This window comes from Falcatimonas sp. MSJ-15, from assembly GCF_018918265.1.
GTDB lineage: Bacteria > Bacillota > Clostridia > Lachnospirales > Lachnospiraceae > Falcatimonas.
Genome location: NZ_JAHLQC010000004.1, coordinates 219,657 through 239,520, shown reverse-complemented (window position 1 = coordinate 239,520; position 19,864 = coordinate 219,657). Strand labels below are relative to the sequence as shown.

The window sequence follows — 19,864 nt, the reverse complement described above, 5'->3', positions numbered from 1 at the left end:
TAAGGAGGAAAACAATGAGCGTTCAGTTATTGGATAAAACTAGGAAAATCAACAAATTATTACACAATAACAATTCCCACAAAGTGGTATTTAATGATATCTGTGAAGTTTTGAGTGATATTTTGGAATCAAACATTCTTGTCATTAGTAAGAAAGGAAAAGTACTTGGCGTAAGCATTCGTGAAGGTGTTGAAGAGATCAAAGAACTTATTGATGATGAAGTAGGCGGATATATAGACCATATGCTCAATGAAAGACTATTAGGTGTATTATCTACAAAAGAAAATGTTAATTTAGCAACTTTAGGATTTGAAGAAGAAGACATTAGAAAGTATCAGGCAATTATCACTCCTATTGATATTGCCGGAGAAAGACTTGGAACATTATTTATCTACAAATGTGACAGTCAGTATGAGATAGATGATATTATTCTTAGCGAATATGGTACAGCAGTTGTTGGTCTTGAGATGATGAGATCTGTAAAAGAAGAAAGTGCAGAAGAATCAAGAAAAGTTCATATTGTACGTTCTGCAATCAGTACATTATCATTCTCAGAATTAGAAGCAATTACTCATATCTTTGAGGAACTTGATGGTAATGAAGGAATTCTTGTAGCAAGCAAGATTGCAGATAGAGTAGGAATTACAAGATCAGTTATTGTTAATGCACTTCGTAAGTTCGAAAGTGCTGGAGTTATTGAATCAAGATCATCAGGAATGAAAGGAACATATATTAAAGTTCTTAATGATGTAGTATTTGATGAACTCAAAAAAGTAAGTAAATAATATACAGGATAAGATTCATAGAATATAATATGTCAGTCTTTTATAAAGAGATTAGAGAATGATTAATTCTTGAAGTAAACTGTAATAAGAGAGTCATACATAGCAATTATGTATGGCTCTTTTTTGTACATATTTGTAGGCTCTTTGCCAGCTCTTTGTCGACTCTTTGTCAGTTCTTTGCCAATATCAGTTATAAAGGTATCTGATAAATATCCGGCTGTCAGAATGAGGGTGTAATTTTGATTCTTTGTCAATACCAGGGCGAAAATTTTTGAATAGATTGAGGTTTTGCAAAACCTTGTTTTATAAAATTGAGATATGTATTTTATAAAACGTGCATAATAGTAAAAAGTATTAAATTTCTTTAAAAACTTCCATTAAATTAATTGATGCATCTGTCGAAATAGAAAAAGTATAAAAGTAACATAATACAAAAGTAACAGCATAAGGTACTAAAGTACTAGAAAGAAAAACAAAATTTAGTACATTTAACCGACATGAAACCTACAAATTATGATGAACTTATCAAAATTGTGTGAGAAAAACATAAAAAAACCTTGAAAAACAGAATAATTATTTTATAATTAGATTAGGGGTTTTTAAGGTCGAAAAAAGTGGTTTTGAATCGAAAGTGTATATAAAAATAAAAAATGAGAAGTGAAATCACATAAAAAACAAGATATGGAGGATGTTTGTATGATTGATTCAGGAGTATTTAGCTATATAAATGTATTGAATAAGGCGGCTGATGCGAGCTGGACGAGAAATGAAGTACTTGCAAATAATATGGCAAACAGTAGTACACCAAACTACAAAAGACAGGATGTTACATTTGAGACATATCTACAGTCAGCGTTGTTAGGTTCGAAAGCAGGAACTACGGATTATAATTCACTTGATAAGACAGTCAAGAATCTTAATCTTAATACTCTTAATTCAACAACTTATACAGATATGGCAACACTTTCATACAGACAGGATGGCAATAATGTATCAATGGAAACAGAGCAGGCAGAACTTGCATCCAATCAGATTAGATATCAGGCACTTACCGACAGCATGACAGCTGAATTTGATAGAATTAAGTCGGTATTAAGTTAAGAGTATATCTGATATAGAATGTTATATCGCAAAAGAATAATACATCAGTAGAAAAATAAAAGAATGGAGAGGGTAATATGTCAATATTTAATGCATTAAATATTAGCACATCGGGAATGACAGCACAAAGACTTAGAATGGACGTTATCTCAGAGAATATTGCTAACGTTAATACAACAAGGACATCCGATGGAACACCATATAGGAGAAAAGAAGTAGTATTTGCTGAAAAAGCTAATTATCCAACTTTTGCACAGGCATTAAGCGTGCAGATGGGAGCAGACGGAGCAGTTGGAAAAGGTGTAAAAGTATCACAGATAACAGAAGATACTACAACACCTGAAAAGATGGTATATGAACCATCACATCCTGATGCAGATGAGAATGGCTATGTATCATATCCTAATGTTAATACAGTAACAGAGATGACAGACCTTATAGATGCATCAAGAGCTTACGAAGCTAATACAACAGCTTTTAATGCAAGTAAGAGCATCGCATTACTGGGATTACAGATTGGTGAATAAGGGGGGAGATGGACATGAGTTTATTTAATACAGTATCAGGCACACAATTTGATAGTTTTAATCAGATTGTATCAGATATGAATTCTAAGACAACAGTTAATCCAAATAAAAATGATTCTTTTCAAAGCTTATTTAATTCAGCATTAGATATGCTTAATACCACTAATGATTATCAGATTGCAGCACAGGAAGCAGAGATGAACTTTGCAATGGGATTTGATACTAATACGCATACACTTCAGGCGGCACAGAATAAAGCCAACTTATCATTACAGTATACAGTAGCTGTTAAGAATAAAGTGATTGAAGCATATAATCAGATAATGAATTTATCAATATAAACAGAAAGGCATTATAAGTAACTAATTAATGTAAGGGAGAATCAGAATGGGCGATAGACTAAAAAAAATACCGAGTCAGCTTCTTGAAATATGGAATAAATATGAGAAGAAACAAAAAATCATAATAATAGCAGTTGCAGTGGTATTGGTTGCATCACTTAGTATATTGGGATTTGTATTGTCAAGACCATCATATACCCTTCTTGCTAAATGTGAGACGACTAGTGAAACATCAGAAGTAAAAACGCTCCTTGATGAAAATGGGATTAATAACAAAGTCGGTGATGGTGCAATGACCATATATGTAGAGAAAAAAGATCTGATAGATGCACAATTGTTATTAGGATATAATGATATTCCGTCAGCCGGATATACGCTAGAAGATGCGTTAAATGGCGGTTTCAGTGAAACTGAGGCGAATACAAATAGAAAGTATAAAAAATATCTGGAAGAAAAAATAGCAACACTGTTATGCCATATAGAGAATATCAAAGCGGCAACAGTGGAACTTACAATTCCTGATACAACTACATCTATACTTGCAAGTGATGAGGAGACATCAGTTGCAGTAACACTTACACTTAGTGCACCACTTGAAGAGAGTGCTAAGGCAGGTATAGGTAATCTTTTAAAAACAGCAGTTGGTAATGCTACAACTGAGAATATATTTGTAATTGACAGCAATGCCAATGTGATATTCTCTGGCAATGCCGATAATTCAGCAATTGGTAATGCTACAGGCAATCAGGCATACAAAGAAGAGATGGAATCAGCTGTTAATAACAATATAAGAAGTATTATATTAAGTTCGGAGATATATGATGATGTTAAGATAGTATCTAATCTTGATGTTAATTTTGATAAAGTTAATACACAAGAGATTAACTATTCAGTACCAGATGGAATGAAGCAGGGATATTATGATAGTTCATATACAATAGACCAGACAGGCGGAACTACAACAGGTGGAGTTCCTGGAACAACTTCTAATGATGAAGATACAGATTATATGATAACTGATGGTTCAAGCGATAGTACATATAAGCTTGCACAGTACAAATACCTTGTAAACCAGCTTGTTACAACAACAGATAAAGCAGCAGGAACTGTTACATGGAATAATTCAAATATCTCACTGATAGCTACATCATATAGATTATATAAAGAGGATGAAGTTAAAAAATCAGGAGCACTTGATAATATGACATGGGATGAATTCAAGGTAGCTAACAGAGATAAAGTTAAGCAGGATGTAGATGCCGAACTTATAAATGCTGTATCAATGGGATGTGGTATTCCAACTGCGAATATATCATTCTTAGCTTATGAGATACCAGTATTCCAGGATGCACAGTCAAGTGCAAGACCGATATCATTCTATATTCAGATAATACTTGCTGTACTTATAGTACTTATGCTTGGATTTGTAGTATTTAAGACAGCAACACCAGTAGCAGTTACAGAAGAAGAACCGGAGATATCAGTAGAGAACCTTCTTACAGCAACACAGGAAGCTGAGAAGATTGGTAACATAGATGTACAAGAAAAATCAGATACAAGAATTGCCATTGAGAAGTTTGTGGATGAGAATCCGGAAGCAGTGGCATTATTATTACGAAACTGGCTAAATGAAGGATGGGAGTGATAACATATGGCAAAGACTGAATTAGATGGGGTAGCAAAAGCAGCTATATTGCTAATCACATTAGGACCGGAGAAATCAGCAAAAATATTTAAACATCTTAAAGAAGAAGAGATAGAACAGTTAACACTTGAGATAGCTAATACAAATAGCGTATCGCCAAAATTAAAAGATGAAGTGTTAAATGAATTCTATGAGATATGTATCGCACAGCAGTATATTGCAGAAGGCGGTATTACATACGCAAAAGACCTTCTTGAAAAGGCACTTGGTATTGATAAAGCGATGGATGTTATATCAAAACTTACAGCCAGCTTACAAGTAAGACCATTTGAATTCTTAAGAAAAACAGATGCGTCACAGTTACTTAACTTTATACAGGATGAACATCCACAGACAATAGCACTTATATTATCATATCTGTCAGCAGGACAGGCATCTCAGGTAGTTGCAGCACTTCCACCTGAAAAACAGGCAGATGTTGCTAAGAGAATTGCCCAGATGGATAGAACATCACCAGACATTATCAAAGAGGTAGAGAAAGTCCTTGAGAGAAAACTTTCATCACTTGTTAATCAGGATTACACAATCATCGGTGGTGTTGATTCAATCGTTGAAATCCTCAATGCAGTTGACAGAAGTACAGAAAAACATATTATGGAAACTCTTGAAATTGATGAGCCAGAACTTGCAGATGAGATCAGAAAGAAGATGTTCGTATTCGAAGATATTCTTTCACTTGATGACAGAGCAATTCAGAGAGTACTTAGAGACGTTGATAACAATGAACTTGCAGTTGCACTTAAGAATGCTAATGAAGAAGTTCAAAATGTTATATTCAGAAACCTTTCAAAGCGTCTTGCCGCAATGATCAAAGAAGATATGGACTTTATGGGACCTGTTCGTATCAAGGATGTTGAAGAAGCACAGCAGAAGATTGTTAATATAATTAGAAAACTTGAAGATGCTGGTGAAATCGTTGTCGCAAGAGGTGGAGGTGATGATTTAGTTGTCTAATTTATTAAAATATAACAATGTAATTCAAAAATCAAATGCAAGAATTATAGACAGCAATGATCTTGTTAATGAAAAGATTGAATATTACAAGACTCATATGCAAGGACAAGGGTTTGTAGCAGGACTTAATATAAAACAAGTAGAAGTGCTAGACGAAAAACCAAAAGAAGAAATAGAAGCAACAAAGACTGAAGAAGAACTAAAAGAAGAAGCAGATGCCATAATTGAAGAAGCTAAGAAACAGGCAGAGCAGATATTAAAAGAAGCAAGACTTGAAGCAGACAAGCTAAAAGATCTTGCAAGAGAGAATGGCAGAATGGAAGGTTTTGACGAAGGATATAAGGAAGGCACTGAAAAAGTCAAACAGATGGAGTCAGAACTTACAGAAAAAGAAAAACAGTTAGAAGAAGATTACAGGCACAAAAGAGAACAGATGGAACCAGAACTTGTAGATGTGCTTGTAGACGTATTTGATAAGGTAACTCATACAATAGCTGAAGATAAAAAAGATATGATACTTACACTTGTAGACAGCGTAATGAGTCAGGTTGAACTTAGTCACAATTTTCTCATAAGAGTGTCAAAAGACGATTACCAGTTCCTTGTAGATAATAAAGAGAGAATAACAGCTTTAGCATCTGCAAGTGGTAATAGTGCTAACATAGACATATTCGAAGATGTAACACTAAAGAGAAATGAGTGCATAATTGAGACAGATGTAGGTATATTTGATTGCAGTCTTGATATTCAACTCGAGAATCTTATAAAAGATATTAAGCTGTTAAGCTGCGTATAATCATATACATAAGAAGGGTGTGAATAACTTGTCAAATGTAATAGACGTAGAAAAATACAGAACTTTGATAAATAAGTCATATATAAAGAGATTAGGAAAAGTTGTTAAGATAGTTGGACTTACAATAGAATCAGTTGGACCTGATGCCAAACTGAATGATATATGCAGGATAATATCTAACGAAGATCCTAATCAATTTATTTTAGCGGAAGTAGTAGGATTCAAAGATAGCAGAATACTTCTGATGCCTTATGATAATGTCGAAGGAATAGGACTTGGATGTCAGGTAGAGAATACTAACTCAAGCCTTAAAGTCAATGTAGGTGAGCAGATGTTAGGTAATGTTCTTGACGGACTTGGAGTACCAATAGATAATTCAACATTTGAATATGAGACAAGATATCCGGTTGATGCTATGCCACCGGATCCGATGACAAGAACGATAATTAGTGAAGTTCTTCCATTAGGTGTAAAAGCAGTAGATGGACTTATAACAGTAGGAAAGGGACAGAGAATAGGAATATTTGCCGGAAGTGGTGTAGGTAAAAGTACACTTCTTGGTATGTTTGCAAGAAATACTAAAGCAGATATTAATGTTATTGCACTTATCGGAGAACGAGGAAGGGAAGTAAGGGAGTTCATAGAACGAGATCTTGGCGAAGAAGGAATGAAGAGAAGTGTTGTAGTTGTTGCAACATCAGACAAGCCGGCACTTATTCGTAATAAAGCTGCCAAGACAGCAACAGCAATAGCAGAATATTTTAGAGACCAGGGAAAAGATGTACTACTTATGATGGATTCACTCACACGATTTTCCATGGCACAAAGAGAGATAGGACTTGCTTCCGGTGAACCACCGGTAACAAGAGGTTATCCACCAAGTGTATACAGTGAGATGCCAAAACTTCTTGAAAGAGCAGGAACTTCAGACACAGGTTCAATAACAGGACTATATACAGTACTTGTAGATGGCGATGATTTTAATGAACCTATTACAGATACGGCAAGAAGTATTCTTGATGGACATATAATGCTGTCAAGAAAACTTGCAAATAAAAATCATTATCCCGCAATAGATGTACTTCAGAGTATATCACGAGTAATGAGTCAGGTAGCAAAACCTGAACACAAACGATTGGCAGGTAAACTTAAAAATGCGCTTGCTACATATCAGGAAGCAGAAGATATCATTAACATTGGAGCATATAAGAGTGGTTCTAATAAGAGTATAGATTATGCGATTTCAAAGAATGAAGCAATTAACGAATTCCTCTTACAGGATGTTAATGAGAGATATACTTTTGATGAAGTTATAGAGCTTCTTGGAAAAATATTTGCTGAGTAGGTGATTGAAAATGGCAAAATTCGTATATAAGATGCAGAATATTCTTGATATCAAGTATCAGATGGAAGATCAGGCAAAGATAACATATAGTCTTGCAAGAAAGAAACTTGATGACGAAGAAGATAAGCTTAGAACTCTTATTAATAAAAAGAATGAGTACGAAGATAATTACAGAGAGCTTGCATCATCAGTCCTTGATGTTTTGTCAATTGTTAATTGCAAAAAAGCAATCGATGTTACTAAAGAAAAAATAAAACGCCAATATGTTGAAGTAAGAGTTGCAGAGAAAAATCTTGAAGCAGCAAGAATAAAACTTAATGACGTTATGGTTGACAGAAAGACATACGAAAAACTTAGGGAACATGCTTTTGATGATTTCCTTCGTGAATTAGAGGAACAGGAGAAAAAGGAAATAGACGAACTTGTAAGTTACAGATTTAATAAAAAGGATATGACGGGTGAATAAAAATGGCAAAGAAAAAGAATGATGAAGAATTAATTGAAGATGGAGAAAAAAAATCAAGCAAAGTCTTAATGGGAGTGATTGGTTTTATTGTAGTTCTTGTATGGCTCGCTATATTTGCCATGTTAATAAAGCTTGATGTTGGCGGTTTTGGAAGTAATGTAATGACACCAATACTTAAGAATGTACCGGTTCTTAACAAGATATTGCCAGAGTCGGTTACAGATGAAGATATTGCTGACAGTTCATACCCATATAAGACACTTGATGAGGCGATTGCCAAGATTAAAGAACTTGAAGTTGAGAATGCTAATCTTCAGACACAGAATGAAGACAGCCTTGCACAGATAGCTAATCTTACATCAGAGAATACAAGACTTAAAGTGTTTGAAGATAATCAAAATGCTTTCCAGCAAAGAGTTGCTGAGTTTGATAATGAGGTTGTATTTAATGATAAAGCTCCCGATATAGATGAATATAAGAAATTCTATGAAGGAATACAGCCTGAGAATGCTGCACAGATATACCAAAAAGTAATAGAGCAGCAGCAATATGATGAGAAGATTAAGAATTATGCTGAGACGTATGGCAATATGGACCCGGCAGCAGTAGCAAAAGTATTTGAAGAGATGACAGGTAATCTTGATACAGTACAAAAGATATTATGGAATCTTGATACAGACCTGCGAGCTGCGATATTAGACGAGATGGATCCACTACTTGCAGCCAAGATAACAGCACTTATGGAACCAATTCAGAATACTACGAATTAAATCCTGCAAAAGTGCAGTTGTGCAATATGAATGTGCTTATAGATTATATGTTATATAAGATAATTAATAAGTCTATTCATATTGTACAACTGCCATGCAGGTACAATAAAAAATACATTAGAGAGGCATAAAAACCAGACATTATATTGATGCGATATAAAAAGATAGTTTTTATGTAAAAAGTAAGAAAGGAGGAATGACAATGAATGTATCTAATGTAAAGAATACTAGTGTTAATGATATTCAAAAGAACATTATGCAAAGTATGAAAGGCAATAATAATATTACCGATTTTGCCGGATATCTTGGTAATATCAGTACTTCTGCTAATAGTAGTGCTAATAATAATATCAACAAGATAACACAGACACTTACTAATGGAAATAAAGATAATACAAAAGATATTATAAAATCCACTTCTGATGTAACATCTAACGAATCTATTAATAATACAAATAATCCTATTGCAGATAAAATAAAAAAAGCAGATTCAAAAGATAGAATTCCTACTGACATAGTTGAAGATACAGATGATGTAAAAGATATTGCAAAAGACATTAGTGAAGATACTAAACTTATGTCAAAACTTGCAGAGATAATACAGAATCTTTTAACAACTATTAATCAGACAATAGCAGATGACATGGAAGTATCAGCAGAAGATATTACTATGGTATTTGAAGAACTTGATATAAGTATAGAAGACTTATTCAATCCGGAAAAAGTAAAAGAAATACTTACAGAACTTACAGGAACAGATGAGATGGCATTAATAACAGATGAGAATATGACTAATCTGTTTAGTAATGTAATGGATAATATTAAGGATATTCTTACACAAGGTGCAGAAGAACTTGGAATATCAGATGAAGAACTTAAAAGGCTCTTGGCAGAACTTGATATCAAAGCAACAGATGTAACAGATAATACATTAGAAAAAGTGCAGACTGCATTAGAAGATATTAAGAACAATGCGGCAAAAGAGATAACAGACATACCAGTACATATAATCAGCGATAAGGCAGATGATGAAGAATCAGGAATAGAAAAGAATGATGATTATAGGTTAGATAATAATTCACAGACAGAAGAGATAGAGAATACAGATAAGAATGTGATTAAGACAGCCAAAGATAATGAGAATTCTTCAGATGCCGGTAAAGATAATCAAAGACATGGACATAATGATGACATAAAAGGTGATTTTGTAAGTAATCTTTCAGACCACCTTAACAATGTGATGACACAGGATATGTTAACAGGTACTAAAAGCACATACCAAAGTACACAGACATCTTTAGATATAATTAATCAGATACTTGAATCAGCCAAAGTAAAAGAACTTTCTAACGGAGGAAGCATTGAACTTACACTTACACCAGAGACTTTAGGTAAAGTTAATCTTACAGTAGCAGCTAAAAATGGTGTGATTACAGCGAACATAACAGCACAGACAGAAGCAGCCAAAGATGCAATCGCAGCTAATATAGAAGTGCTAAAAGAGAATCTTAATAATCAGGGAATCAAAGTTGAATCTGTAGAAGTAGCAGTAGCAAGTCATAACTTAGAGCAGAATCTTGAACAGAATGAACGAGGACATGAAGCTGATGAGAGTAAAAAAGACAAGACATCAAAGATAATATTTGATGAAAATGGTGAGAGAATCACAGGAGAAGGCGATGGAGTAGAACTAAGTACTGAAGAGATACGAAGACGTAATCCATTAGAACTTGATAATACAAAAGTTAACTATTTTGTATAAAACAAAAATATAAAGGAGTGATAAGATATGGCAATTATAGCACCGGTTGATAGTAATGGAGTAATATCTAATACAACTAATACTAAGAATTCAATATCATCAACAAAGTCATCAACTGCTAATTCACTTGATAAAGATGCTTTTTTACAGCTTCTTGTAGCAGAGATGCAATATCAGGATCCGCTTGAACCATCATCTAATACAGATTATATAGCACAGCTTGCAACATTCTCACAGGTAGAAGAGATGCAGAATATGGGTGATACATTACAGCAGAATCACGCAACAGAACTTGTAGGCAAGCAGGTTATTATGAAGACTCAGACAGCAGATGGTGAGACAGGATATATAGCAGGTAAAGTTGATTATGTAGTATCAGAAGAAGGTATTACATATCTTGGAATTAATGGCAAAGAATATGATGTTAAAGACCTTGATACAGTAATTGACAGTGATTATTGGGATAAGATAAAAGATAAATTCTAATAGTCTTATAAAAGATGGAGGCATTATATATGATTAATAATACTAATTTCCCTTCCATCGAGCAGGTGACAAGTCAATACCTGAATAATAGAAAAATTAATACAACGGATGTTAATGTCAACGAATCTGGCATGACTTTTAACGAAGTCTTAGATGAGTTAAAGAGTAGCAGAGAGAATACAACACTAAAATTCTCCAAACATGCAGATGCAAGACTTAACGAGCGTAATATTAGTTTATCCGGTGAACAGCTTAAAAGATTAGAGGATGGAACCTTACAGGCTTACAGGAAGGGAATCAAAGAATCACTGGTACTCTTAGATAACTACGCATTTATAGTTAATACAAAAAGCAATACAGTTATAACAGCAATGGATAATACAAAAGATACAGAGAATATATATACTAATATTGATGGAGCAGTAATTATATAAGAAGCCGGACCGATAAGGAAGCTTAGATCTCTGAATGACGGATGAGATCAGAATATATATAATTATCAGCCCCTAAGATAACAGGAGGGCGTTTTATTATGATGAGATCATTATATTCTGGTGTTTCTGGATTAAAAGTACACCAGACAAAGATGGATGTTATAGGTAACAATATTGCCAATGTTAATACAGTTGGTTTCAAATCAAGCACAGTTACATTCAAGGATGTATTCTATCAGACAACACAGAGTGCTTCAGGTCCTAATGAGACAACTGGAACAGGTGGACAGAATGCTAAGCAGATAGGTCTTGGTGTAAGTCTTGGTTCAATCTCTAAGAATATAACAAGTGAAGGTGGTTCACAAAGAACAGATAACCCATTCGATATGAAATTGTCAGGTGATGGATTCTTCATTGTTAACAAAGCAGGTGTTAACTACTTCACAAGAGCCGGTGCATTCACAACAGATGCCGCAGGTAACTTAGTTAATGGTGATGGATACAATGTAATGGGCTGGCAGGCAGATAAAGATGGTAATGTAATAAAAGATACAGTATCAAAACTTACTATTAAGACAGCAGACAAGTTACAGACAAAAGCAGCAAAGACAGAGAAGACATCATTTACAGGTAATATTAATGCGAGTGATTCAAGCTTTGTAGCAGATAATAATGCAGCTAATGGTTATACGGGTGGAATTACAATGTCTGCACAGATATATGATTCAGTAGGTCAGCAGTACTTATTAACATTCAATGTCTTAAAGACAAAAACAGCAAATGAGTATACTGTTACACCAACATCATTAAAATCAGCAGATGGTGAAGATTATTCAAAAGCATTAGGAATAGAAAAGGATGCAGATGGAAATGTAACAAAAGAAGCAGCAGCACTTACAACATTAAAGTTTGATGCTGATACAGGAGCAGTTAAAGAACCTACCGCTCCGGAAAAGTTGACTATTAAATGGAAAGATACAGCTATTTCAGATCTTACAGAACAGACAATCAGCTTTGATCTCTCAGGACTTACATCAGTAGCAACAGAGACAAGCACACATTCAACAAGTGATGGTAAAGCAGTTGGTAAAATGACAGGTGTTGGTGTTCAGACTGATGGACGTATCATCGCAGCATATAGTAATGGTGATAACGTATGTATAGGTCAGATAGCAGTAGCAACATTCGATAATCCGGCAGGTCTTGAAGCAGTTGGTAATACAATGTATCAGACAACAATGAACTCAGGAACATTCGATGGAATTGGTGAAGATGTATCAGCAGGTGGTGGTTCAATTACAACAGGTGTACTTGAGATGTCTAACGTAGACTTATCAACAGAGTTCACAGAGATGATTACAACACAGCGTGGTTTCCAGGCTAACTCAAGAATTATCACAGTATCAGATACGATGATAGAAGAACTTACTAACCTTAAGAGATAATCAAGACTGATGTAGTAAGTAAGTCGAATGGATAAGTTAGAATAATAAGATATATAGACAGGGTGCAGGATAGATAATAGACATACCTATAGGCATAATACATACAGTTTATAACACTTAGATGTTAATAATTGTAAAAAAGATATTCAAATCTTATGCAAATATGCCGAAACGTAACATAAGTTTAATAATGTGACTGTTACCTGTTAGTGATAACTTACAGGTAACAGTCTATATAAGGATAAGAGAGAATGTCGTTATACGGCATTAATATGAACTATGAGCCTTGCATAAGTGAGGAGAATTGGGGGTGCCTATGGTTGAATTAACACGATTTAATGATACCAGATTTTTAATTAACACAGAACTTATAGAGATGGTGGAAGAGACGCCGGATACAGTAGTCACACTGACTACAGGTAAAAAACTTATAGTAAAAGAGAGTAAGGAAGATATAAAAAACAAAGTAATTGCATATAAAAAAGAAATATTTTCAAATTTGTTAAAAGTATAGAAAACAATCAAAATTCAGATAGATAAAAAAGACGGGAAGGTGTTTTAAGTGGATTTAGCTACAATAATTGGTTTGATAGTATGTTTTGGTATGGTTATATTCGGTATTGTATCGGGTGATCTTGGTTTTGCCGCTCTTGGTAACTTCATCGATCCGGCATCAATACTTATCACAATCGGTGGTACATTCGCATCAGTTCTTGCGATGTATTCAATGAATGACTATATCTCTGGTCTTAAGAGTATAACACTTGCAATAAAAGGTGTTAAGAATAATGAGAATGAGACTATAAGTAATATAATCAATCTGTCTAATGTTGCAAGAAAAGAAGGTCTTCTTGCACTTGAAGATGCGGCAAGTGGAATAGAAGATAAGTTCCTTAAAAAAGGTATTCTTCTTGTAGTTGATGGTACAGATCCTGATCTTGTAAGAGCAATTCTGGAAACAGAGTTAACATGTATAGAAGGAAGACATAAGAAATACATAGCATTTTGGGAGAACATAGCTGCTATGGGTCCTGCCTGGGGTATGATCGGTACACTGATTGGACTTGTTAATATGTTAAAGAACCTTGAAGATTCATCAACGATCGGTCCTAATATGGCAGTTGCTCTTTTAACAACATTATATGGTTCAATGCTTGCTAACTGGATAGGTACACCTATCGCAACTAAATTAAAAGCTAATAATGAAGCTGAAGTTATGGTAAAGGAAGTTATGATAGAAGGTCTTTTATCAATACAGGCTGGTGAAAACCCACGAGTAATTGAAGAAAAACTGAAATCATTCTTGTCACCAAAGCAGCGTGAATCTATGGAAAATGGTGAAGGCGAAGAAGAAGGCGGAGGTGAGAACGTTGGCTAGAAAGAAACAGGAAGACGCACCTAAAGGTGCAGCAGCATGGATGTCAACATTTAGTGATCTTATGAATCTGCTTCTTTGTTTCTTTGTATTGCTTTTCTCAATGTCTACAGTTGAAGAAGAAAAGTTTCAGGAAATTGCAGCATCTCTTGCAGCCAGTTTTAGCATAATGTCAGGAGGAGCAACAGCTGTTGGTGATGGAATGTTAATCTCTAACGGTGTAAGTGAACTCAATGAATTAAGTGAGTTTTATACAGATATAGGTATGAATGAGATAACAGAAGATGCAACGGAATCTGATGAATGGGAAGAAGTAAAGAAACAGAAGGTAGAAGCATCTGAGAGTATGGCAGACGAGATTCAAAAAGAAGTTGACAGTCAGAATATAGGTGAAGAAGTTGGCGTTGAATTTGATTCACAGGGTGTAACATTGACATTAAAAGGTGGATTTTTATTTGATTCAGGAAGTGCATCATTAAAACCTGAAGCAGTACCACTGCTTGATAAGATTGCAGTAATTCTTACTAAATACAATGAGAGAATTATAGAGATTGAAGGACATACTGATAATGTGCCGATAGCTAATAGCCATTTTGCCGATAATATGGAATTATCATCAGTTAGAGCACTTAGTGTTGCCAGATATTTAATTGCTGATAAGGGATTTGATCCTTATTATATAAAATATTCAGGACGTGGTGAATATGTACCTATTGCATCAAACGATACTGTTGAAGGCAGACGTTTAAATCGTAGGGTTGAAATCAAAGTCTATAATGAATATTCAAATTAAAAGATAGGAGAGGCTTATGAAGAAAAGTATATTAAACGTATTAATACTGGCATTTGTCATTATTAATCTTGTTATGACAAGTATTCTCGCCTTTGCAGTTATTCCATCAATGAAGAAGACGAACAATCTTATTGATAAAATATGTGAGATGGTAGATCTTGAAGCCGGTGGTAAAGAAGAAGAGACAGGTCTTGCAATTGACCAGATTGCAACTGTGGATGTTACTGCAAGTGATGGTAATGCAATGACAGTAAACTTAAAGCCAAGTACAGATGGCAAAGACCATTATATGGTAGTAGTAATAACCTTGTCACTTAATAAGAATTCAGAAGATTATGCTAAGAAGAATACTCTTGTAACATCAGCAATGAGTCTTATTCAGGATAAGGTAATACAGGTTGCTTCTACATATACTAAGGAAGAACTTGTAGCTAATAATCAGGCATTCTTAGATGAACTGTTATCACAGATCAAAAATGAGCTGTTTGATGGTTCTGATATGATTTATAAAGTAACATTTAAGAGCTTTACATTACAGTAAGCTTAAAAGTTATAAGCACAGAAGTTAGAACTTGAGACAATGGAGGTGAGGACGAATGGGCGAGGTCTTATCGCAAAATGAGATTGATGATTTGCTGGCAGCTCTCAGCAAAGGTGAACTTGATGTTGAAGAAATGAATGATACAAAAGCGCAGCAAGTTAAAAATTATGACTTTGCAAGACCGGCAAAGTTCTCGAAGGAGCATTTAAGAACGCTTGAGATTATATTTGAACATTTTGGAAGACTGTTATCAACAACACTTCCGGCTTATCTTAGAAAAGCAGTTCAGGTTGAAGTTATGAATTCAGAGGCGGTTGCATATTCAGAATTCTCTAATGCACTTGCCAATCCCGTAATACTTGGTGTTGTTAATTTTTCACCATTAAAAGGCAATATAGTTATGGAGCTTGATTCAAATCTTGGCTTTGCAATCGTAGACAGGATGCTTGGTGGTCAGGGAAAGCCACTTGATAAGACGAGAGAATTTTCAGAGATTGAATTAACAATAATCGAAAGAGTGTATAATATATGGATTGATCTTTTGAGAGAACCATGGAAGAATGTTGTGGCAATTGAGCCACGACTTGAGAAAATAGAGACTAATTCACAGTTTGCACAGATTATATCACCTTCAGAGATGATTGCGATTATAACAGTTAATATTAAAGTTGGAGAAGTTGAAGGACTTATGAATGTCTGTCTCCCATTTATGTGTCTTGAACCTGTAATGGATAAACTGAATACCAAATATTGGTTCTCAACTATGCAGGAGAAAGATGATACCAATTATGAGGAAGCTATTGAGTCGATTATCAGTAAGGCTCAGATTCCGGTTAAAGCTGTTCTTGGTAAAAGCAGTATTGCAGTTAGTGATTTTGTTAATCTTCAGCCAGGAGACATTATTAAACTGGATAAAGATGTCGGAAGCGAATTAGATATTTTCGTAGGAAATATTCGTAAATTTGTTGCGTTACCAGGTTCTTATGACGATAATTACGCTGTACGACTTACATCAATAATCAGAGAGGAGTAGAGAAAATGGATGGTATGCTATCACAAGAAGAGATAAATGCATTACTTAATGGTGGCGCAGACTCATCATCTTCTGATTCGGCTGGAGTTTCAGATGAATTGTCTGAAGAAGAGAAAGACGCTGTCGGTGAGATATCTAACATTAGTATGGGAACTGCCGCTACAACATTGTATTCTCTTGTTAATCAGAAAGTAACAATTACGACACCAAAAGTATCTGTAACTAATTGGGAGGAATTAGCATCTTCTTATGACAGACCTTGCGTATTTCTTCAGATTAATTATAGAGAAGGTATAGAAGGTAATAATGTATTAGTACTTAGAGAACGTGATGTTAAGATAATCACAGATCTTATGATGGGTGGTATTGGTCAGGCAAGTGATGAACCTATTGGTGAACTTCACTTAAGTGCCATTGGAGAAGCAATGAACCAGATGATGGGTTCAGCAGCGACATCACTTTCTTCAATGTTAAAGAAAAAGATTGATATTAGTCCACCGGTTGCATCAGTAGTGGATCTTAATGAAGATATAGGTGACGGAATACCGGAATTTCTTAATAGCAAGTTTGTTAAGGTTGCATTCCGTATGGTCATTGGTGATTTGGTAGATAGTGAGATTATGCAGCTTTATCCTCTTGATTTTGCAAAGAGTCTGTTTGAAGTATTTACTGGAAGTCAGGAATCAGCGGCACCGGAACCAGCACCGGCTCCAGCACCAGCACCGGCTCCAGCACCAGCACCGGCTCAGAGTCAGCAGATGGCACAGCCACAGATGGGGCAGATGCCTATGGGTGGACAACCACAGATGAATCCACAGATGGGACAGCCTATGATGAATCCTTATATGGGAGCACCTTATATGGGTAATCCATATATGCCGATGGGAGATGTCAATGTACAGCAGGCACAGTTCCAATCATTTAACGCAGGTACATCACCACTTCAGCAGCAGGAGAATATAGGTCTTATTATGGATGTTCCTCTTGAAGTTGTAGTAGAACTTGGAAGAACAAGCAAATCTATAAAAGAGATTCTTGAATTTGCACCAGGTACGATTGTCGAACTTAATAAAATAGCAGGTGAAACAGTCGATGTTCTTGTCAATGGCAAGTATGTTGCAAAGGGCGAAGTAGTTGTTATTGAGGAGAGTTTTGGCGTTAGAATAACGGAAATTGTAAAATAATTAAAAAAATTAAAAGAAAAATATAGGAATTTAGTACCAAATGTAGTATAATAAGTACTATGAAAGTTGAAATTATAACACGATAGGAGAGATATTATGGCAAAGAACATATTAGTTTGTGATGATGCAGCTTTTATGAGAATGATGATTAAGGATATCCTGAGTAAGAATGGATATAACATCGTTGGCGAGGCAGAGAATGGAGCAAAAGCAGTTGAGAAATATGCAGAGACAAAACCAGACCTTGTACTCATGGACATCACAATGCCTGAGATGGATGGAATTCAGGCACTTAAAAAAATCAAAGAAAGTGATCCGGGAGCTAAGATTATTATGTGCTCAGCAATGGGTCAGCAGGCAATGGTTATAGAGTCAATTCAGTCAGGAGCTAAGGATTTCATAGTAAAACCTTTCCAGCCAGACAGAGTTCTTGAAGCAGTTAAGAAAGTAATTGGTTAATTAATATGATGATTAGTGCAGAACTTGTATATTCGTTTGATAGTATTCTCCAGCTAATCGGTGCAATAATAGTATTTATTATTGTGTTAGGGATAACTTATCTGACAACCCGGTTAGTTGGAAATTACCAGAAGAATCAGATGACTCAGGGCAATATTAAGTTGATTGAGTCAATGAGAATCAGCAATAACAAGTTCCTGCAGATAGTCCAGGTTGGCAGTAAATATTTTCTTATTGCGGTATGCAAGGATACCATTACAACTATAGGCGAACTTGATGCACAGGAACTTGTATTGCAGGAGAATGACCAGAAAAATGATAATTTTAAAGAGATACTAAACAAATTCAAAGATGTTAAATTAAAGAAATAGACAGGATGATAGAACGATGGTAAAAAAACACAAAATATTAAGACTAATTTCTAAAATGATATGTTTAATGTCAACAGTTCTCGTTCTTTTTCTGGCAACTGTTGGTGATGCGTATGCGTCTGAAACTGGCGTAACGGATGATGGGTTAACCAATGTAATAACTGATATATTAGGAGGGGCAACAGGTGAGACAGCGACTGATTCGGAGAATGAGACTAATGACTCCGGCGCTGGATTATCTATCGATATTAATACAGGTTCAAAAGGCAACAGCCTTACGAGTACTTTACAGATACTCCTTCTTTTAACAGTCATATCACTTGCACCTTCAATTCTTATAATGGTAACTTCATTTACAAGAATTGTAATAGTGATGCATTTTATCCGAACGGCGATAGGAACGCAGACAGCACCACCTAACCAGGTATTGGTGGGTCTTTCTTTATTTTTAACATTTTTTATTATGTCGCCGGTTTTTTCCCAGATTAATACAGAAGCGATAAAACCGCTTGAGGCGGGGACTATTACAACTGAACAGGCGATAGAGACAGGATTAGACCCAGTAAGAGAATTTATGTTTGACAATACGAGAGCAAAAGATCTTAATCTTTTCCTTGATATGGCTGATATTGATTCAGTTGAATCGTATAATGAGATTCCTACAACGGTTCTTATACCAGCATTTATGATAAGTGAATTAAGAACTGCATTTATTATTGGATTCCTTATATATCTGCCATTTATTGTGATTGATATGGTAGTCGCATCAACACTTATGTCGATGGGTATGATGATGCTGCCGCCAACGACAGTTTCTTTACCATTTAAGATACTGTTGTTTGTATTAGCAGATGGATGGAACCTTGTTATTGGCAGTCTTGTAAAGAGTTTTCACTAATGAATGGGGGCAGTTAGATGACAGAACAGTTAGTTATTGATATAACAAGGGAAGTATTATGGACAATAATCAAAACAGCAGCACCCTTACTTATAATCTCGTTAGTAGTTGGTCTGATTATAAGTCTTTTTCAGACTATTACATCAATTCAGGAACAGACACTTACATTTGTACCTAAGGTAATATGTGTATTTATTGGATTGATGATATTTGGCTCATGGATGCTTAATAATATTATTACTTTGATTAATCATCTGTGGACTGACTTTGGGGCATATGTGGGGAAGTAATGT

General features: G+C 35.0%; 24 protein-coding genes. All 24 read left to right on the top strand.

Features of this window, described 5'->3' with window-relative positions; translation table 11 throughout:
- The first annotated feature begins 14 nt into the window (after positions 1–14).
- The 24 genes from codY (at position 15) to fliQ (ending at position 19,861) form a co-directional block, all read left to right on the top strand.
- The gene (gene codY, locus KQI85_RS04755) at positions 15–785 is read left to right on the top strand and encodes a GTP-sensing pleiotropic transcriptional regulator CodY (protein ID WP_216574946.1); all 771 of its coding nucleotides are present in this window, start codon (positions 15–17) and stop codon (positions 783–785) included.
- 696 nt (positions 786–1,481) lie between these two features.
- On the top strand, positions 1,482–1,886 hold the full coding sequence (flgB, locus tag KQI85_RS04750; RefSeq protein ID WP_216574945.1) for a flagellar basal body rod protein FlgB: 405 nt from the start codon (positions 1,482–1,484) through the stop codon (positions 1,884–1,886).
- 77 nt (positions 1,887–1,963) lie between these two features.
- Positions 1,964–2,413, top strand: coding sequence for a flagellar basal body rod protein FlgC (gene flgC, locus KQI85_RS04745; protein ID WP_216574944.1), 450 nt, complete (start codon positions 1,964–1,966; stop codon positions 2,411–2,413).
- A gap of 14 nt (positions 2,414–2,427) precedes the next feature.
- Entirely contained in the window at positions 2,428–2,754 is a 327-nt protein-coding gene (locus tag KQI85_RS04740) for a flagellar hook-basal body complex protein FliE (RefSeq protein ID WP_216574943.1), read from the top strand.
- 46 nt (positions 2,755–2,800) lie between these two features.
- Entirely contained in the window at positions 2,801–4,399 is a 1,599-nt protein-coding gene (locus tag KQI85_RS04735; protein WP_216574942.1) for a flagellar M-ring protein FliF C-terminal domain-containing protein, read from the top strand.
- Between the two features lie 6 nt (positions 4,400–4,405).
- On the top strand, positions 4,406–5,413 hold the full coding sequence (gene fliG, locus KQI85_RS04730) for a flagellar motor switch protein FliG (RefSeq protein ID WP_216574941.1): 1,008 nt from the start codon (positions 4,406–4,408) through the stop codon (positions 5,411–5,413).
- A complete protein-coding gene (locus KQI85_RS04725; protein WP_216574940.1) occupies positions 5,406–6,209 on the top strand; it encodes a FliH/SctL family protein in 804 nt (267 codons plus the stop codon). The genes fliG and KQI85_RS04725 overlap by 8 nt, the downstream gene beginning before the upstream one ends.
- A 28-nt stretch (positions 6,210–6,237) precedes the next feature.
- Positions 6,238–7,554, top strand: a complete 1,317-nt coding sequence (gene fliI, locus KQI85_RS04720; protein WP_216574939.1) for a flagellar protein export ATPase FliI — start codon at positions 6,238–6,240, stop codon at positions 7,552–7,554.
- Positions 7,555–7,564: 10 nt separating this feature from the next.
- The gene (fliJ, locus tag KQI85_RS04715) at positions 7,565–8,020 is read left to right on the top strand and encodes a flagellar export protein FliJ (RefSeq protein ID WP_216574938.1); all 456 of its coding nucleotides are present in this window, start codon (positions 7,565–7,567) and stop codon (positions 8,018–8,020) included.
- Positions 8,021–8,022: 2 nt separating this feature from the next.
- Positions 8,023–8,790, top strand: coding sequence for a MotE family protein (locus KQI85_RS04710; RefSeq protein ID WP_216574937.1), 768 nt, complete (start codon positions 8,023–8,025; stop codon positions 8,788–8,790).
- A gap of 202 nt (positions 8,791–8,992) precedes the next feature.
- On the top strand, positions 8,993–10,552 hold the full coding sequence (locus tag KQI85_RS04705; RefSeq protein ID WP_216574936.1) for a flagellar hook-length control protein FliK: 1,560 nt from the start codon (positions 8,993–8,995) through the stop codon (positions 10,550–10,552).
- Between the two features lie 27 nt (positions 10,553–10,579).
- Entirely contained in the window at positions 10,580–11,038 is a 459-nt protein-coding gene (locus tag KQI85_RS04700; protein WP_216574935.1) for a flagellar hook assembly protein FlgD, read from the top strand.
- Positions 11,039–11,067: 29 nt separating this feature from the next.
- Entirely contained in the window at positions 11,068–11,472 is a 405-nt protein-coding gene (locus KQI85_RS04695) for a TIGR02530 family flagellar biosynthesis protein (protein ID WP_216574934.1), read from the top strand.
- Between the two features lie 98 nt (positions 11,473–11,570).
- Complete coding sequence (locus KQI85_RS04690) at positions 11,571–12,917, top strand: flagellar hook protein FlgE (protein ID WP_216574933.1); 1,347 nt, start codon at positions 11,571–11,573, stop codon at positions 12,915–12,917.
- A 316-nt stretch (positions 12,918–13,233) separates the two neighbouring features.
- Entirely contained in the window at positions 13,234–13,431 is a 198-nt protein-coding gene (locus KQI85_RS04685; RefSeq protein WP_216574932.1) for a flagellar FlbD family protein, read from the top strand.
- Between the two features lie 48 nt (positions 13,432–13,479).
- Positions 13,480–14,295, top strand: coding sequence for a motility protein A (locus tag KQI85_RS04680; protein WP_216574931.1), 816 nt, complete (start codon positions 13,480–13,482; stop codon positions 14,293–14,295).
- Positions 14,288–15,085, top strand: a complete 798-nt coding sequence (locus KQI85_RS04675) for a flagellar motor protein MotB (RefSeq protein ID WP_216574930.1) — start codon at positions 14,288–14,290, stop codon at positions 15,083–15,085. The genes KQI85_RS04680 and KQI85_RS04675 overlap by 8 nt, the downstream gene beginning before the upstream one ends.
- A 16-nt stretch (positions 15,086–15,101) precedes the next feature.
- A complete protein-coding gene (locus tag KQI85_RS04670; protein WP_216574929.1) occupies positions 15,102–15,626 on the top strand; it encodes a flagellar basal body-associated FliL family protein in 525 nt (174 codons plus the stop codon).
- A 55-nt stretch (positions 15,627–15,681) separates the two neighbouring features.
- Positions 15,682–16,659 carry a flagellar motor switch protein FliM gene (fliM, locus tag KQI85_RS04665; RefSeq protein ID WP_216574928.1) on the top strand — a complete coding sequence of 326 codons (978 nt, stop codon included), beginning with the start codon at positions 15,682–15,684 and terminating at the stop codon, positions 16,657–16,659.
- A gap of 5 nt (positions 16,660–16,664) precedes the next feature.
- The gene (gene fliY / locus KQI85_RS04660) at positions 16,665–17,843 is read left to right on the top strand and encodes a flagellar motor switch phosphatase FliY (protein ID WP_216574927.1); all 1,179 of its coding nucleotides are present in this window, start codon (positions 16,665–16,667) and stop codon (positions 17,841–17,843) included.
- Between the two features lie 96 nt (positions 17,844–17,939).
- On the top strand, positions 17,940–18,302 hold the full coding sequence (locus KQI85_RS04655; RefSeq protein WP_216574926.1) for a response regulator: 363 nt from the start codon (positions 17,940–17,942) through the stop codon (positions 18,300–18,302).
- A gap of 5 nt (positions 18,303–18,307) precedes the next feature.
- Positions 18,308–18,673 carry a flagellar biosynthetic protein FliO gene (locus tag KQI85_RS04650; protein WP_253293741.1) on the top strand — a complete coding sequence of 122 codons (366 nt, stop codon included), beginning with the start codon at positions 18,308–18,310 and terminating at the stop codon, positions 18,671–18,673.
- Positions 18,674–18,689: 16 nt separating this feature from the next.
- Complete coding sequence (fliP, locus tag KQI85_RS04645) at positions 18,690–19,571, top strand: flagellar type III secretion system pore protein FliP (protein WP_253293740.1); 882 nt, start codon at positions 18,690–18,692, stop codon at positions 19,569–19,571.
- A 17-nt stretch (positions 19,572–19,588) separates the two neighbouring features.
- On the top strand, positions 19,589–19,861 hold the full coding sequence (gene fliQ, locus KQI85_RS04640) for a flagellar biosynthesis protein FliQ (protein WP_216574925.1): 273 nt from the start codon (positions 19,589–19,591) through the stop codon (positions 19,859–19,861).
- Positions 19,862–19,864: the final 3 nt, after the last annotated feature.

Bases quoted from the DNA above. Each gene is read 5' to 3' on its own strand.
- codY (WP_216574946.1), top strand. From the start codon at position 15: ATGAGCGTTCAGTTATTGGATAAAACTAGGAAAATCAACAAATTATTA.
- flgB (WP_216574945.1), top strand. From the start codon at position 1,482: ATGATTGATTCAGGAGTATTTAGCTATATAAATGTATTGAATAAGGCG.
- flgC (WP_216574944.1), top strand. From the start codon at position 1,964: ATGTCAATATTTAATGCATTAAATATTAGCACATCGGGAATGACAGCA.
- KQI85_RS04740 (WP_216574943.1), top strand. From the start codon at position 2,428: ATGAGTTTATTTAATACAGTATCAGGCACACAATTTGATAGTTTTAAT.
- KQI85_RS04735 (WP_216574942.1), top strand. From the start codon at position 2,801: ATGGGCGATAGACTAAAAAAAATACCGAGTCAGCTTCTTGAAATATGG.
- fliG (WP_216574941.1), top strand. From the start codon at position 4,406: ATGGCAAAGACTGAATTAGATGGGGTAGCAAAAGCAGCTATATTGCTA.
- fliJ (WP_216574938.1), top strand. From the start codon at position 7,565: ATGGCAAAATTCGTATATAAGATGCAGAATATTCTTGATATCAAGTAT.
- KQI85_RS04710 (WP_216574937.1), top strand. From the start codon at position 8,023: ATGGCAAAGAAAAAGAATGATGAAGAATTAATTGAAGATGGAGAAAAA.
- KQI85_RS04705 (WP_216574936.1), top strand. From the start codon at position 8,993: ATGAATGTATCTAATGTAAAGAATACTAGTGTTAATGATATTCAAAAG.
- KQI85_RS04700 (WP_216574935.1), top strand. From the start codon at position 10,580: ATGGCAATTATAGCACCGGTTGATAGTAATGGAGTAATATCTAATACA.
- KQI85_RS04695 (WP_216574934.1), top strand. From the start codon at position 11,068: ATGATTAATAATACTAATTTCCCTTCCATCGAGCAGGTGACAAGTCAA.
- KQI85_RS04690 (WP_216574933.1), top strand. From the start codon at position 11,571: ATGATGAGATCATTATATTCTGGTGTTTCTGGATTAAAAGTACACCAG.
- KQI85_RS04685 (WP_216574932.1), top strand. From the start codon at position 13,234: ATGGTTGAATTAACACGATTTAATGATACCAGATTTTTAATTAACACA.
- KQI85_RS04670 (WP_216574929.1), top strand. From the start codon at position 15,102: ATGAAGAAAAGTATATTAAACGTATTAATACTGGCATTTGTCATTATT.
- fliM (WP_216574928.1), top strand. From the start codon at position 15,682: ATGGGCGAGGTCTTATCGCAAAATGAGATTGATGATTTGCTGGCAGCT.
- fliY (WP_216574927.1), top strand. From the start codon at position 16,665: ATGGATGGTATGCTATCACAAGAAGAGATAAATGCATTACTTAATGGT.
- KQI85_RS04655 (WP_216574926.1), top strand. From the start codon at position 17,940: ATGGCAAAGAACATATTAGTTTGTGATGATGCAGCTTTTATGAGAATG.
- KQI85_RS04650 (WP_253293741.1), top strand. From the start codon at position 18,308: ATGATGATTAGTGCAGAACTTGTATATTCGTTTGATAGTATTCTCCAG.
- fliP (WP_253293740.1), top strand. From the start codon at position 18,690: ATGGTAAAAAAACACAAAATATTAAGACTAATTTCTAAAATGATATGT.
- fliQ (WP_216574925.1), top strand. From the start codon at position 19,589: ATGACAGAACAGTTAGTTATTGATATAACAAGGGAAGTATTATGGACA.